Origin of the sequence: Hymenobacter qilianensis (assembly GCF_014638675.1) — a bacterium.
GTDB classification, from domain to species: domain Bacteria; phylum Bacteroidota; class Bacteroidia; order Cytophagales; family Hymenobacteraceae; genus Hymenobacter; species Hymenobacter qilianensis.
On the sequence record NZ_BMFN01000002.1, the window covers coordinates 1,336,557 to 1,351,846 of the forward strand.

Genomic DNA, 15,290 nt, shown 5'->3' on the forward strand with positions numbered 1-15,290 from the left:
TCTTTCGTCTTTCACTCTCTCCTTTCCTACAATGAAACCGACTTACGGCGTACCCGCAATCTTCTCCTTCTTCATCCCCGGCTTGGGTCAACTCATCAAAGGCCAGATTCTGAAGGCATTTTTGATCTGGGCTCTTGGCGGTGTAATTGGCTTTTTACTGGCCTGGACGCTGATTGTACCGTTCCTGATCTGGGCCTGGAACGTGTATGACGCCTATAATGCGCCCGCATAAGACACGCAAATCCTAGGTTTGCAACGTATAAGCAGGCGAAGCTTTAAATAGCTACGGGCACCGCAAGAGAAGGCGGAGTGTGGTGATGCTTGCTTTCCATTTTCTCCGATTGCTCCACCACTTCCTGCTTTTTGCGCCGCAGCTCTTTGTAGTCATCCCACTGAAAATCCTGCAAAAAAGCTACGGCTCCGCGCACGCCTATCCGAAAGAGAGCCCGCATTTCTTCGGGTTTCATATCGAAGTCGAGCCAGTTGTAGCCCTTCACGTCGAGACAGTACACCAAGTGTCGATAGTCGGCGTTCAGGTGAATGAAGTCGAAGTCGTATTGGGTGCGGGCGGTATCAAAAATGGCCCCCAGCAGCTGCAAAAACGACTTGGTAGGCTGCACATCATTGCGGTCCAGCCCTAGCTTCACCCCGAAAGTAGGGGCTTCGGGCATACTGTGGGTATTATGGAAGAGGTTAATCGGGAAGTTGGACATAATGCCTCCATCAATGAACAGCACCTGCTTCGGAATGGGGCCCATGTAGCCATGATTCCGCCATGCTTGCTGGTATCGGTCGAGTTCGGCCGCTGATGTTTGAGTTGGCTTGGAGCCGGGAATATTTTTGACCTCAAACGGCTCGAAGAAAAATGGAATCGACATGGACGCCCGCACCAGATTGGCGGGGTGCGTCTGATCCGGATGATGCCAATACAGCTCAGCCATCTCCGGAAATATCGCCTTGGTTTGCGTGCTGATATCGGCGGCCACAATGGCTACGCGCTCCAACGACGGCGGATTGTACTCGCTACTGGGACCGCCATTTTCGGGCCGACGCCACAAGCCACCGGGGGGCAATTTTCGGCGCAACGCTTTGAGAGCTGCAATGCTGGACACTTGCTTCTCATCCAGCAGCTCAGCTATCCAATCCAGAAAATGGTCGCCGGGGTTCAGGCCTTTGTGGTCGCGCAGATTGTCGATTACTTGCAAGCCGCTGGCCCCCAGCTTCGCCAGATCGACGCGGTTGCGCAGCCACGCGCCGGGGCCGTTGCCAAGGCGGGTTTTGGCACGGGCAAACAGGTCGGCAATGAAGCGTTTGGCGTCGATATCACCATCCACGAAGTCATAAAAGTTCTTGTTGGCCAGCTGCCGGATAATCCAATCGGTGCTGGCTTCGTCGCGTGGCCCGGCCGCCGCCATGAGCAAGGCATTGATGGAGCCCGCCGAGGTACCTCCCAGCCGCAAAAACCGAATTCCTGCCTTTTCCAGCGCGTACACATAGCCGACCAGCGCAATGCCCAGCATGCCGCCGCCCTCCATCACTAAGTCCACGTATTGATGGCCCTGCTGGTCCGTGATATCGGAAATAGACCAGCCGGGATTGTCTTGAATAAAGGTTTCTAGCTCCAGTATGGCAGTAGCTACTTCTCGGTCGGCGGTAAAGTAGGCGGGGCTCAAGCCTCGCGATGAAGGTTGGGGCGCTTTCATGGCGACGATGGAATAAGGAGACGTGGTGGATAACTCAAAAAAGCCCCCCAGAAGCCGGGGCATAGCACTAGCAATAGGTATAGGATGGGGGCAGGTAGCAGCGCTGGGATGGGTGGTGCAGCCCGTATCTTCACGCACCATTTGTCGGCCTTTTGCAGCTATGTCGTTCGCTATTCTTCATCTCAAAGCCAAGCCCAACGGTCGCCTCAATCAGGTGCAGGTAGCGGCCGATGGCGGCCTCATGGTGCGGCTCAAAGCGCCGGCTCATGCTGGCCAGGCAAATGCTGAGTTGGTTGCGTTTCTGGCGGAAGTGTTTGGGGTATCAAAATCCAGCGTCACCATCATAACGGGCCATACGGCGCCGTTCAAAAAGGTCAGGCTAGACGGCCTGAGCGAGCAGGAATGCCAGCAGGTGCTGGCGCGGTATCGGGCCTAAAAAAGCCCCCCAGAAGACTTTACTGCAGTTTCTAATGGAATGAAGAGTACTTTTCTTCTTCGCGTAGTGTTCCCCTCGAACAATCGAGGACCGTGAGCGTCAGATTCGAAAAGGCTGCATTTAGCTATGCAGCAAAAACCACTCTTAGGTTTTATAAATCTTAAAGCAAGTCTACTGCTTACCTGTAATTATGTTAATATAAATTTATAATAATTTTAGACATAAAACTCGGCTTCACATCGTATAGCTGTCGACTTCCGTACAGTTCCAGCAGTTTTACCCGCTTTCAAACCAAGGCTTTCCGAACAATTCTACTTTCCATTTCTATGACCTTCCCTACTTGGGCAATGGCTGGCTTCTGGGGCTTAGTGTCGGGGTCGGCGCTACTGCTCGGGGCAGCTATCGGCTACTACGCGCATGTACCCCAGCGCCTCATTGCGGCAATTATGGCCTTCGGCAGTGGGGTGCTCATATCAACGCTTTCGCTGGAGCTGATGGAAGAAGCCTTCGAAAAAGGCGGTTTCAATGCTACTGCTATTGGTTTTGTTAGCGGAGCACTCATTTTTACCCTGGCAAACTGGCTGCTTGCCCGCCATGGTGCAAAGCACCGAAAACGCTCCGGTCATCACCAGCACGTCGAACGCAAGGCTGTGAAAGCCGGGAAAACAGAAAACAGCGAGCCCGGCGATGATAACAGCATGGCCATGGCCATAGGCGCCTTACTCGACGGTATCCCCGAGAGTATTGTTATAGGGTTGAGCCTCTTAGCTGGTGGGGCCGTGAGTACGGTAGCAGTAGTAGCTATTTTCATGTCCAATCTACCCGAGGGCTTGTCGAGTGCTGCGGGCATGAAAAAGGCCGGGCGCTCGGCGCGCTATGTGTTGCTGCTCTGGGGCAGCATTGCTCTCGTTTCGGGCGTGGCTTCACTGCTCGGCTACACGGTGTTCAGCAATTTCTCACCCCAGGTAGTATCGGCCACTACAGCTATAGCGGCGGGGGCCATTTTGGCTATGCTCGCCGATACCATGATTCCGGAAGCCTTCGCGGTGGCGCACAATTTTACGGGCCTGATTACGGTGCTCGGCTTTCTGGCTTCCTTCTTTCTCAGCAAAATGGTCGAATAGCTTTCTAGCTAACCAAGCTATCAGACATACGGTGGGAGAGTTTACCGTTATCAGGTCGCTGGCTCTGATAGGTCTGCTCAAACTCTTCATCCACATGGTAAGTCGACTCTTCATGCTGGCTCAGGTCGAGGCCGAGCTGTTCTTCGGCAGGCTTCACGCGCAAGCCGAAGAGCTTGGCTGTCAGCTTGAGTAGCAGCCAGGAGCCAACGAAGGAATATACTACCACAATCAGCAGGCCCAGCACGTGGTAGCCAAATACAGTGGCGGTACCATGAATCAGGCCCACCTTATCGGCGAATACGCCAGTGAGCAGCATGCCCACAATGCCCCCCAGACCGTGGCACGGAAACACATCGAGCGTGTCATCGATGGTGGTGCGGCTGTTTTGCCAGTGCACGGCGGCATGGCTTACCAGCGCCGCTACCACCCCGATCAGGATGCTCTGTCCGTACTGCACATAGCCCGCGGCGGGCGTAATGGCGACGAGGCCCACTACCGCACCTATGCAGGCACCTACGGCCGTCGGCTTGGTACCACGCACCACCTCGATCAGCAGCCAGGCAACGAGCGCAGCAGCAGAAGCGAGATTGGTGTTTACAAAAGCCACTGCGGCCAACTCATTGGCACCAAGCGCTGAGCCCGCGTTGAAACCGAACCAGCCAAACCACAATAAGCCCGTGCCGAGCAGCACGTAAGGCACATTAGGCGTTGAGAAGGACGTGTTGCGCACGTGGCCGGTCCGGCGACCCAGCACCATAGCTCCGGCCAACGCCGCGATGCCAGCCGAGATGTGCACTACCGTTCCGCCTGCAAAGTCCAGCACGCCCCATTGGCGCAAAAACCCCTCAGGGTGCCACGTCCAGTGGGCCAGGGGGCAATAAATGAACAAGCAAAACAGCACCATGAACGCCAGATAGCCTTTAAAGCGCACGCGTTCAGCGAAGGATCCGGTAATCAGGGCCGGAGTGATAATGGCGAACTTGAGCTGGAAGGCGAAAAACAACACAAATGGGATGCCCGGCGACAACACCGGATGCGGCGCCGTACCCACATTATTTAGTAACGCATAGGTCAGAGGATTGCCAATGAAGCCGTGCCAGCTAGTGCCATAAGCCAGCGAGAAGCCCACAAAATACCACAACAGTGAAATCACGCCCAAGGCCACAAAGCTTTGCAGCATGGTGGAAATTACGTTTTTGGGCCGCACCATGCCGCCATAGAAAAAGGACAAGCCGGGCGTCATGATGAGCACAAAGGCGGTAGCCGTGAGCATCCAAGCCACATCAGCTGCTTGCAGACTGCCAGGCGCAGCGCTAGGGTGAGTGGTCGGAACAAAAGCTGCTATTCCGCTCAAGAGCAATAGCCCGAGCATAGCAACCACACTGTAGGTTGAACGAGGGAGAGAAGATGAAGCCATAAAACAACTACAGAACTAGTACACTATCACTTTCAATGGCAATATAAATTCAAATATTATATTTTCCGAAAAACCACCCTAAAATTGAATGCCATTTAGAGGATAAGATGATAAATTTTGATCCATACACCTTAAAATAATAGGCATGAATTCGAAATTCTCCATTTATAAGTAATTAGAAAATAAAGCGGCGTACCCACCCCAATAGGTAGATACGCCGCTGTTACTTCTTAAGAAGTAGCCTGATCCGTTACAACTCCAAAATTGCTCCCCAGACGCCGTTTACCACCTCCGCCATTCGCTGAAAGTCGAGCGTATCAATAGTATCGGTGGGCTGATGGTAGTGGGGATTGCGCAGGAAGGAGGTATCATTGATCATCACTGCCTGATAGTCGTACGCCCAGTAGTTGCGGTGGTCCGAAAGGCCGGCCAGACCTAGGCTGGGGGGCAAATTGATGCGCTGCACATCCAGATCAGTGTGCTTGCGCATAAGGGTTTGCATGCGTTGGGTTAGCTCTTCCTGCCCTGTTTTGCCCACTACTGTGATGAAATTGCCCGTATTGGGATAAAGTTTGGCTAAGCTGTCATCGGGGAAGTGCTGCGAACCCGGCTCATCACTGAAGTAGCCAATCATCTCGTAGCAAATCATGGCGTGCACGCGCACTTTTTGCCGATGAAGCAAGTAAGCGTGAATGGCACTTCCCATGAAGTCGGTAGCGAAATAGGGCGGCTCCTCGTTCGGATAGGCCACCAGATCGAGGCGGCGCTTCAGCACGGGCTGTTGCTCGTGCAGCAAGCGGGCCGTTTCGAGTAGGCCGGCTACCGCGCTGGCATTGTCGTCGGCGCCGGGCTGCTCGCCGCACACATCGTAATGAGCCCCCAGAATAATACGTTCGGCATCGGGAGGCCCAAATGAGGCGATGATGTTGCGATAGTCGCGGCCGTCGGCGCGAAACGGCTGCTCTTCTACCCGAATACCCAGCTTTTCAAACTCAGCTTTGATATAATCGGCCGCTTTGTTCAACGACGCGATATTGAGGTAGTTGCGAGCCGGCTGAATGGACGTCAGGAACTCGACGTCGGCGTAGAGGCGGGTTGGGTTGGCTGGCATAGCGGTGGCTGTATGGCTCATCGTTTTGTACGATTAACTGCCACCATATGAAGGTCAGCCGTAAGCGGTTTTGCCCCGATTGCATACAGACGGCTATGCTGAGCCTAAACCAACAGCATAGCCCTTCTACTCTATTTGTCATCCGGAGGCACAAAGGACCTTCTCACGCAGCAATGACTTATGCTAACGGGAGAAGGTCCTTCGTGCCTCCGGATGACAAAGGTTTTAGGAAACCTAAATGCTTATATGGGCAACATTCGTACGTGAGATGAAGCTCATACTCGCTCTATGACTGGTTTCTAATTGTTGAACCGGCCGGCTACATTATCCATGTACTTCTGGCCGGAGCCAGTATTCAGGAGCAAAATCTGTTCGTTGGGGCTAATGGAGCCTTCTTGAAGCAGCCGACGAGCCGCCATCCATATAGCTCCACCTTCGGGCGCTACAAATAAGCCTTCGTGGCGGCTTAGCTCACGCATACCTTCTATCATCTCTTCATCAGAGATACTGACTACCGTACCACCTGACTCTTGCAGCACACGCAGCATAAGCTGCTCACCCAGAGGGCGCGGCACGGCAAGGCCGTTGGCAATGGTGGGCTTTCCATTATAGCTATGGGAGTTGGCCTGCCGACCCAAGTACGTTTCCAGCAGCGGGCAGCAGTTTTCGGCCTGCACGGCTATCATGCGTGGCAATTTGACCCCCAGCGGCAACCAACCGATGGCTTGCATTTCGCGTAGTGCTTTCCATATGCCGATGAGGCCAGTGCCGCCGCCAGCAGGATACAGAATCACGTCGGGCAGCTGCCAGTTAAGCTGCTCAGCAATTTCGTAGCCCATGGTTTTCTTGCCTTCTAAGCGGTAGGGCTCCTTGAGGGTGGACACGTCCAGCAGCTCGCCGTTGGCGTTTTTCTCGCGTACCCAGGCGGCGCAGTCGTTGATAAGGCCATCGATTAGCTGTACTTCGGCGCCGTACCAATAACACTCTTCTTTAAAAGCGTTTGGGGTGTGGCGGGGCATAGCGACTACGGCTTTTAATCCAGCCTTGGCGCAATAGGCAGCCATGGCTACGCCAGCATTACCAGCAGTTGGGATGATGCAGCCGCTCACACCAAGTTCTAAGGCTTTGGAAATGGCCATGCTCAGGCCGCGCGCTTTGAAGGAGCCAGTGGGGTTTTGCCCTTCATCCTTGAGCACCAATGACCGCAGCCCGTACCGATTGGCTAGGCTAGACAGGTTGAGCATGAGCGTAAAACCTTCACCCAGCGTTACTTTATTGGCCTCATCGAGCAGCGGCAGTAGAGCTTGGTAGCGCCACATGCTACCGTCTATCTGGTTGATGCTGCTTTTGGGGATTGGCTGGTGCAGATCGTAGGTGGCGACCAAGGGCATGGCGCAGCACGTCGATACTTTCTGGAGCTTAAAAGCGGAGTGCTGCAGGCCGCAGGCCGAGCATTCCAGCGCTTGGAGGTGGGTGGTGGATTCAGTGCTAACTGACATGGTGGGGTGGGTGAAATACCCCGGCAAGTATGCCAGTTGCCATGCGATAACAAAATACAGTTTAGGAATAGCCTATTCCGTTTTGGAATAATAGCGTTTTGTGAACTGAACGAAGTTTTTGTAAGGTAGATTATTTTCGGTGCCCTTGCGCTGAATGAAATTGAAGTGGCGTACCATAGGCAAATCCGGGATTTGAACCTGCACTAGTTCTCCCGAGATCAACTCCTTTCCAACTGCCTGCCGGGGTAAAAAAGCTAGGCAGGTATCCACTCGTACAAAGTTCTTAAGTGCTTCTGTACCACCCAACCGCACTTTCACTGGTAGCTCGCTTAGCTTCACATGCTTTTGTGCCAGCGCTTCCTCCAGCACCGCCAGCGTACCCGAACCCGACTCGCGCAAAGCCAATGGAATGCTGTACAAATCCTGGGCGCTCAGCTGCTGTTGCTTCAGCGGGTTCTTAGCCGAGCACACTGCAATTACCTCATCGGTGAGAAAGGGAGTGTAAGTGACGTTGCTGACTTTATTAATTCCCTCAATAACGCCCAAATCGATTTCGTGCTCCAGCAGCGCCTTCAGAATATTCTCGCTGTTGCGGTTTTTGAGCGTGAGCTGGGTATTTGGGTTCTGCTCTAGATATGCTGAGAGAACGGGGGGCAAAACGTAAAGCGAAATGGTGGTGCTGGCCCCAATCATCATCTGAATGCGGGGCGAAAAGTCCTCGCTGATTTTTACAAACTCCTGGTGCAGCTCATGTTGCAGTTGCTTGGCTACGAGCAGCTTTTTATACAGCAATTTACCCCCCGGCGTCAGTACCACGCTATTGCCGAGGCGCTCGAAGAGGCCGGTTTTGTAGTATTCTTCCAGCGCCTTTATCTGCTTGCTGATGGCCGACTGGCTGATGAACAAGGTCTGGCTGGCTTTGGTGAAGCTCAGCAGTCGGGCCACTTCCAGAAAGATTTCGTGCTTGTGGGAAAGCATAAGAGTATAACGAGTATCTAGGGGCAAATTTTGGTGTTTGTTCGCCGTAGAGAGGCAGGATTTTGCGTCTTGTAGTTGCTAATGCTATGCCGGTGCCACGATTCTAACCGTTCAACGACGAGACGCAAAATCTTGCCTCTCTACTGCCCATTACGATTTACTGCATCAGCTTAAACTCTTGGTGCAACAGCTTTTCCGTGAGCGCGCGGCGGCCTTTGATGAATGTTTCCATCGCTGGACCGTTGTTTTTGGGCTCCACATTTAAAGCAAAAAAGTACGGCTTGCCGTTTTGTTCCAGCCAACCCACAAACCAGCCGTTGTTGTAGTCTTTGGTGGAAGTCCAGCCGGTTTTGCCGCGCAATGTCCAACCTTTGCCCCGGCTCAGCACCAGCAGTGCCTTCACCGTTTCCTGATGCTGCCGTGCCACTGGTAACTGGTTGCGCTCCAAGCGTTGTAGAAAATCGATTTCCTCAAACTGCGTGATGCGCGAGGGGCCTTCCAGCCAGAACATGTCCACCGTGGCCGGTGTCACTACCATGCGCCCGTACTGCAGCTTCGGCAGCCATTGGTTGTAGCGCTCCGCCCCGATGCGGCGGGCCAGCTGCTGATAGCACGGCACGCACGACACACGCAGGGCCGTGGCCAAGGTCATATCTTGGTTCCAGGCTGCTGAAATGGTTCTGGTCACGCCATCCCAGCGGAATATTTCGCTGGTATCGCGCACGGCGCCGGTTTCCAGACCGATAAGCGTGTTGGGAATTTTAAAGGTAGAAGCGGGCAGAAAGCCTTGGCGGCAGCGCTTCAGGTTGTAGGCCGTGTATTGCTTGGCCTCGGCATCGAGCAGCAGAAATGAGCCTTGCAATCCGTATTCATCGAAATACTTCTGAAAGTTGCGCTCCGTGATGCGCTGGGCCGACGCGACGAAAGAACTTAAAACTAGAAGCAGCGAGAGAAGCGGCAGACGCATGAGGAGCAAGGGAAGTATGGAGCAGGCAAGTTTAATGTTTCGCCCGCAATAGAGCCTAGTTACAAGGCATTTCAGGATTTCAATTCGCCTCTCACATTCCCCCTCTCCCCCTCTGTCATCCTGAGGCACGAAGGACCTTCTCACTTATGAACGACAAGTGCAACAACGGCTCGTGCTGCGGGGAGAAGGTCCTTCGTGCCTCAGGATGACAAGCGAGAAGAAAGACAGGCTCATGTAGCTAACACTATTGATATCAGTTAATATCAGTCCCTAAATCTCGTTCTAAGAATCGCGTTTTCTCTATACCTTCCCGGGTCCTTTCAAGCGCCTCCCTAGCCATGTTGTCCCTAACCATTTCTCGCCTGCCGCTGCTGGTGCTGCTGGCTTTGCTGTGTGCTTGTTCTAAGCCGGCTGCGGACAACGATACAGCTGACGGTGAAGAAATTAGCCCCTACCAAAACCTAGTGTTTCAGCTGGATGCGGCGGTGGCGGCGGAAGACCAGCTCAACCGTTGGGACACGACTCAGTATGTGCGCTTCGAGCCGGCCGTGCGGGGCAAGTTCAAGTGGACCGGCGAGCGGGAACTAACGTTTTCGCCCCTGGAGCCGTTTCGGCCGACTACGGCGTTTACGGCCACGCTGCAACCGCAGTATTTACCCCCCAGTCAGCAAAAAAGCCCCCCAGCCCTCGACAGGACGCGGTTTCATACGCCCTACCTGCAACTGCGGGAGGCGCAAGCGTATTGGGGCCAAAGTCGGCGGGCTGCGGGCACGGCGGAAGTGCGTACGACGCTCCGCTTCAACTACTTGGTGCGGCCCAGCGAAGTTCAGAGCTTACTGAAAGTGAGCCAGGATGGGCAGCAGGTGGCCTTTGACATCGCTGCCACCGAGCCCGACAGCACCGTGAGTGTGACCCTGACGCAGAGCCTGCGACCGGGCAACCCGCTCCAGCTGGAAGTAGCGCCGGGCTTGCGGGCCGTGGGCAGCGACCAACCCACCCAAAAACCGCTGATAGCGCAGGCCGCCGTGCCTAGCCAAGAGACACTGCTGGTGCACGAAGCGACGGGCGCGCTGGTGGAGGGCGAGCCGGTGATTACGGTGCTGACCAGTCAGCCGGTGGTGGCGAGCGAGGTGGAGCGCCTGCTGACGGTGCAGCCAGCGGCGACCTACTCGGTGGAGGCGCTGGAAAGTGGGTTTAAGCTGAAAGGCAACTTTGACGTGGATAAAACCTACCACCTGGGGCTTGGTACCGGTATTCGGGGGTCTCTGGGCGGACAGTTGGAGGAGGCGTTTTCGCAGTCGGTTTCGTTTGTGGATGAGCGGCCCAGTCTGGCGTTTGCCCACGGCGACAAGGCTATGTACCTCAATGCCTTGGGGGCGCGCAATCTGGGGTTGCGGGTGTCGGAGGTGGAGAAAGTGAAGGTGAGTATTGCCAAGGTTTACGCCAACAATATCCAGCAGCTTTTGCGCAGCGGCAGGCAGTACGGCTACGGCGGCGGGGAAGAAGATTACAGCGAGGGCGGCGAAGGTGAGGAAGGCGAGTACTTAGACCGCTCCTACCGCTATTACGACACCGAAACGCTCGGCAATGTGCTTACTGAGCGCACTTATACAGTGGCTGGTTTGCCTAAGGAGGGTGGTTTGCGACTGTTGAACCTGAGCCTCAAAGACCTAGAGTTTTCGGGGCCGCTGAAGGGGCTGTACGTGGTGCGGGTGCAGGATACCGAGCGGCAATGGCTACAAGTGAGCAAGCTGGTGGCCGTGTCGGATATTGGGCTGATTGTGAAGCAGGGTTTGAAGGGGCGCACGCTGGTTTTCGCCAATTCCATCCGGTCGGCGGGGCCGCTGGGGGGCGTTTCGGTGCGCTTTGTGAGCAGCAATAATCAGGTAATTACCTCCAGCACGACCAACGGCGACGGCGTGGCAGTGTTTGACAGCACGGCGGCTACGTCGCGGTTTCGATTGAGCTTGATTACGGCCCAGAAAGACGCCGATTTTACCTTTCTGAACTTGCCCCAAAGTCGGGTTGAGACTTCACGCTTTGACGTGGGCGGCCTGCAAAGCAACGCCGCCCGCTACCAGGCCTTCCTCTATGGCGACCGGGACCTTTACCGTCCCGGCGACACGGTGCGCACCAACACCATTGTGCGCACCGAAGCCTGGCAGGCACCGCCCGCGAATCTGCCGGTGAAGCTGCGCCTGCTGCTGCCCACGGGCAAGGAGTACGCGAGCTTGCGCCAGAAGCTGTCGGCCGATGGGGCGTTTGAGTCGCGCTTCATTTTGCCCCCCGCCATCATGACGGGCCTGTACACGCTGGAAGTGCTCACCGGCAACGACGTACTGCTCACCTCCCGCCAGATCAGCGTGGAGGAGTTTATTCCCGACCGCCTGAAAGTAACCGTGCAGGCCACGCCCGCCGTGGCCAAGCCCGGCCAGTCGGTGGAGGCCCAGATTACGGCGCTCAACTTGTTCGGCCCGCCGGCCGCTGATCGTAAGTTCGAGGTGGAGTTTTCGCTGAAACAAAAAGTTTATTCAAGCGGCAGATTTCCTGATTTTTCCTTTGCTGTTAATTCAGGCAAGAACACGCAGCGTAACGCTTCGAGTGAAGATGATTCGAGTCTATCAGATCGGTTTGAAAAAACTGTACGCGAGGGCACAACTGATAGTAACGGTAAAGGAATCGCTACTTACAATGTATCTGATTACACCGATTTAGGTAATCTGGAAGGTACCGCTTTTGCTACCGTATTTGATGAGAGTGGCCGACCGGTTAATCGCTTAGCCACCTTTGAGGTAAGAACCCAAGCAGTCTTATTTGGTATTAAGAAGCTGCCGGAACTGGTGAGTACACGCCAACCCGTTGCTATACATGTGTTGTCTGTTAAAGCGCAGGATGTACTTGAGCTTGCTCCGGCACAAGCAGAGGTCAAGATTGTCCGGCTGCTTTGGGAAACAGTTATAGAAAGGCAGGGAGGCCGCTATACATATGTTTCTCAGAAAAAAGAGCAGCTAATGTCTAGCTCAATCAAGCAAATAACCAATTCGGCTACAGGTCGTGGCGAAGCCGGTACACGCTTAGACTTCACGCCAGTTTATTCTGGTGAATACGAAGTACGCGTGTCACGTCCTGGTGCAGTTACTTACGTGTCTCAACGCTTTTACGCTTACGGTTTCGGCGACACCCAAAGCAATTCCTTCGAGGTAAACAACGAGGGCGAAGTCACGATTGAGGCCGATAAAGCCAAGTACCAGCCCGGCGAAACGGCCAGCCTACTGCTCAAAACGCCCTTCCCCGGCCGCGTGCTCGTGACCGTGGAGCGCGACAAGGTGCTGAACCATTTCTACGTCAACACCGACCAGAAATCGGCCCGCGTGCGCATTCCGATTAGCGCCGGCCACGTGCCCAACGTGTACGTGACGGCCACTGCCATTCGGGCCATCACCGATAATCGGTTGCCGCTCACGGTGGCGCGGGGCTTCGTGCCGCTGTCCGTCGAAAAGCCCGGCACCAAGCTCGCCGTGGCCATAAAAGCCCCACAGCAGAGTCGTTCGCAAACCTTCCAAACCATTGAGGTGACCACCGCGCCCCGCGCCGCCGTGACCCTGGCCGTAGTGGATGAGGGCATTTTGCAGATGAAAGACTATCGCACGCCCGACCCCTACGGCCACTTCTACCAGAAGCGCGCCCTGGAAGTGCAGGCCTACGACGTGTACCCCTTCCTGCTGCCCGAGCTGGGGGGCAATTCCAGCACAGGCGGCGACGGCTACGACCTCGGCCGCCGCACCACGCCCGTGCCCTCGCGCCGGGTGCAGCTGGTAGCCAAATGGAGCGGCATTCTCCGCGCCGACGCCCAGGGCAAAGTGCGCTACCGGGTGCGCGTGCCGCAATTCTCGGGCGCCCTGCGCGTGATGGCCGTGGCCTACAAAGGCGAAGCGTTCGGGGCCGCCGAGCACACCATGCGCGTCGCCGACCCGGTGGTCATCAGCACCAGCCTCCCCCGTTTCTTAAGCCCCGGCGACACGATTGACGTGCCGGTGACGCTGACGAATACGACGGAGAAAACTATAACTGGACAAATGCTAATTCGCTGTGAAGGTCCAATAGCGGTTACAAAAAGCACAGGGATTGAAAAAGGTGTTGGTCCCGGCAATGTTTTCTATACTGATGCAATCATTACCCTTCCGGTTAATAGTGAAAGAAGAGTTGTCTTTCGTCTTATAGCGAAACCAGAAATTGGGAATAGTAAAGTAGGAGTAGCATTTGAAGTGCAATCGGAGAAGCTTCCACCCGGGTATCATCACAAAATATACAGTGAGTATACAGAACTCCTCATTCGCTCCGCGTCGCCGCTGCAGAAGCGCACGGGTTCCGGGGTAGTGGCTGGGGGGCAAATTCAGAATCTGAACCTGAAAACCGACTTCCTGACGGCTTCCATGCGGAGCCAGTTGGTGGTCAGTCGCTCGCCGATGACGGAGTTTGCCAAGGACCTGCGCTACCTGCTGCAATACCCCTACGGCTGCCTGGAGCAAATCGTGTCGGCGGCGTTTCCGCAGCTCTACTACGGCGATTTGGCCGCTACTTTAAGCCAGCAAAAAGGTCAGCAAGCCAAAGCCGCGGGCTACAATCCGAACTACCACGTGCAGGAAGCCATCCGCAAGGTGGAGGCCCAGCAGCTCTACAACGGCTCGCTCAGCTACTGGCCCGGCGGCGACTACGACAACTGGTGGGCCACCGCCTACGCCGCTCATTTCCTGCTCGAAGCCCAGCAAGCCGGCTTCCAGGTAAATAAAGCCGTACTCGACAAAACCCTCGCCTACCTGCAATTCCGCCTCCGCAAGCGCGAAACCGAGCCCTACAACTACCTCGACGCCAAAAACGCGATTCACCTCAAAACCATCGCCAAAAAGGAAATCACCTACTCGCTCTACGTGCTGGCCCTGGCCGGCCGCCAAGATGCCGTAGCCCTGAATTACTACAAAGCCAACCGCCAGCTCCTCTCCCAAGATTCGCGCGTGCTCCTAGCCGCCACCTACGCCCTAAACGGCGACCAGCGCAGCTTCCAGGCCGTGCTGCCCACCCGCCTCGGCACTGAAACCGCCGCCCGCCGCTACTTCGACGGCAGCTTCTCCTCCCCTCTCCGCGACCAGGCCCTCACCCTCAACGCCCTGCTCGCCGCCGACCCCAACAACCCCCAAATTGCCCCCCAGGCTCGCCAGCTCAGCCGCCAGATGAAACAAGCCGGCTGGCTCAGCACCCAAGAACGAGCTTTTGGTTTGTTGGCTTTAGGCAAAATAGCTCGCCAAAACGCCCGCAGTACCGCCACGGCTACGTTGCTAGCCGAAGGCAAAAAGCTCGGCGAATTCTTAGCCAAAGACCTCACCGTAAACAACGTAGCCAACCGCGCGCTCAGCCTGCGCACCAGCGGCACCGGCAGCCTCTATTACTTCTGGGAAACGGAAGGCATCAGTCCTGGGGGGCAAATTCAGGAGGAGGACGCCTACCTGCGCGTGCGCCGCCAGTACCTGAACCGCGCCGGCCAACCCATTGGCAACACCTTCCGCCAAAATGATCTGGTAATCGTCAAGATAACCCTGCAAGCACCCGAAGCCGCCGGCGACATCCCCAACGTAGCCATCACCGACCTGCTGCCCGCCGGCCTGGAAATCGAGAACCCGCGCATTGGCGCCATCCGCGACATCACCTGGGCCACCGACGCCGCCCAACCCGACTACCTCGACCTCCGCGACGACCGCATCAACCTCTTCACCACCGCCACCGACAAGCCCAAGTCCTTCTACTACGTAGCCCGCGCTGTCTCCAAAGGCACGTTCCGCCTAGGCCCCGTAAGCGCCGACGCGATGTACAATGCGGAGTATCACAGCTACCACGGCGCCGGTGTGGTAAAGGTGCGGTAATTGCGTGTAGAGACACATATTTGTGTCTCCCGATTGAACGAGCGGCACCACACAATTTATAAACAACATCAGCAATCAGGAGACACAAATATGTGTCTCTACACCTCATGGAGCCGGGCTTATTTAAAGATAAATACCGG

Annotated in this window: 10 protein-coding genes; 4 read left to right on the forward strand and 6 right to left on the reverse strand. The window is 55.6% G+C overall.

Annotation, left to right across the window (positions count from 1 at the left end; translation table 11 throughout):
- Positions 1-31 precede the first annotated feature (31 nt).
- Positions 32-232, forward strand: coding sequence for a hypothetical protein (locus IEW06_RS13355; protein ID WP_187732960.1), 201 nt, complete (start codon positions 32-34; stop codon positions 230-232).
- Positions 233-275: 43 nt separating this feature from the next.
- Here IEW06_RS13355 and IEW06_RS13360 read toward each other — a convergent pair whose 3' ends face one another.
- Positions 276-1,766 carry a patatin-like phospholipase family protein gene (locus IEW06_RS13360; protein ID WP_188548409.1) on the reverse strand — a complete coding sequence of 497 codons (1,491 nt, stop codon included), beginning with the start codon at positions 1,764-1,766 and terminating at the stop codon, positions 276-278.
- 97 nt (positions 1,767-1,863) lie between these two features.
- Here IEW06_RS13360 and IEW06_RS13365 point away from each other — a divergent pair, with 97 nt between their 5' ends.
- Together IEW06_RS13365 and IEW06_RS13370 are read left to right on the forward strand one after the other, a co-directional pair.
- On the forward strand, positions 1,864-2,139 hold the full coding sequence (locus tag IEW06_RS13365) for a DUF167 domain-containing protein (protein WP_187732963.1): 276 nt from the start codon (positions 1,864-1,866) through the stop codon (positions 2,137-2,139).
- 326 nt (positions 2,140-2,465) lie between these two features.
- Positions 2,466-3,263, forward strand: a complete 798-nt coding sequence (locus IEW06_RS13370; protein ID WP_187732964.1) for a ZIP family metal transporter — start codon at positions 2,466-2,468, stop codon at positions 3,261-3,263.
- 4 nt (positions 3,264-3,267) lie between these two features.
- Here the strand turns inward: IEW06_RS13370 and IEW06_RS13375 are convergent, their stop codons facing one another.
- From IEW06_RS13375 to blaOXA, 5 genes are all read right to left on the reverse strand, one after another.
- The gene (locus IEW06_RS13375) at positions 3,268-4,635 is read right to left on the reverse strand and encodes an ammonium transporter (RefSeq protein ID WP_188548500.1); all 1,368 of its coding nucleotides are present in this window, start codon (positions 4,633-4,635) and stop codon (positions 3,268-3,270) included.
- A gap of 295 nt (positions 4,636-4,930) precedes the next feature.
- A complete protein-coding gene (locus tag IEW06_RS13380; protein ID WP_229743123.1) occupies positions 4,931-5,812 on the reverse strand; it encodes a M28 family peptidase in 882 nt (293 codons plus the stop codon).
- Positions 5,813-6,090: 278 nt separating this feature from the next.
- Positions 6,091-7,290 (reverse strand): threonine synthase, encoded by a 1,200-nt coding sequence (locus tag IEW06_RS13385; protein ID WP_187732966.1) that lies wholly within the window; start codon positions 7,288-7,290, stop codon positions 6,091-6,093.
- A gap of 72 nt (positions 7,291-7,362) precedes the next feature.
- Positions 7,363-8,268 (reverse strand): LysR family transcriptional regulator, encoded by a 906-nt coding sequence (locus tag IEW06_RS13390; RefSeq protein ID WP_188548410.1) that lies wholly within the window; start codon positions 8,266-8,268, stop codon positions 7,363-7,365.
- A 157-nt stretch (positions 8,269-8,425) separates the two neighbouring features.
- Complete coding sequence (blaOXA, locus tag IEW06_RS13395) at positions 8,426-9,235, reverse strand: class D beta-lactamase (protein WP_188548411.1); 810 nt, start codon at positions 9,233-9,235, stop codon at positions 8,426-8,428.
- A 338-nt stretch (positions 9,236-9,573) separates the two neighbouring features.
- Here blaOXA and IEW06_RS13400 point away from each other — a divergent pair, with 338 nt between their 5' ends.
- Positions 9,574-15,150, forward strand: a complete 5,577-nt coding sequence (locus IEW06_RS13400) for an alpha-2-macroglobulin family protein (RefSeq protein WP_188548412.1) — start codon at positions 9,574-9,576, stop codon at positions 15,148-15,150.
- The last annotated feature ends 140 nt before the right edge of the window (positions 15,151-15,290 follow it).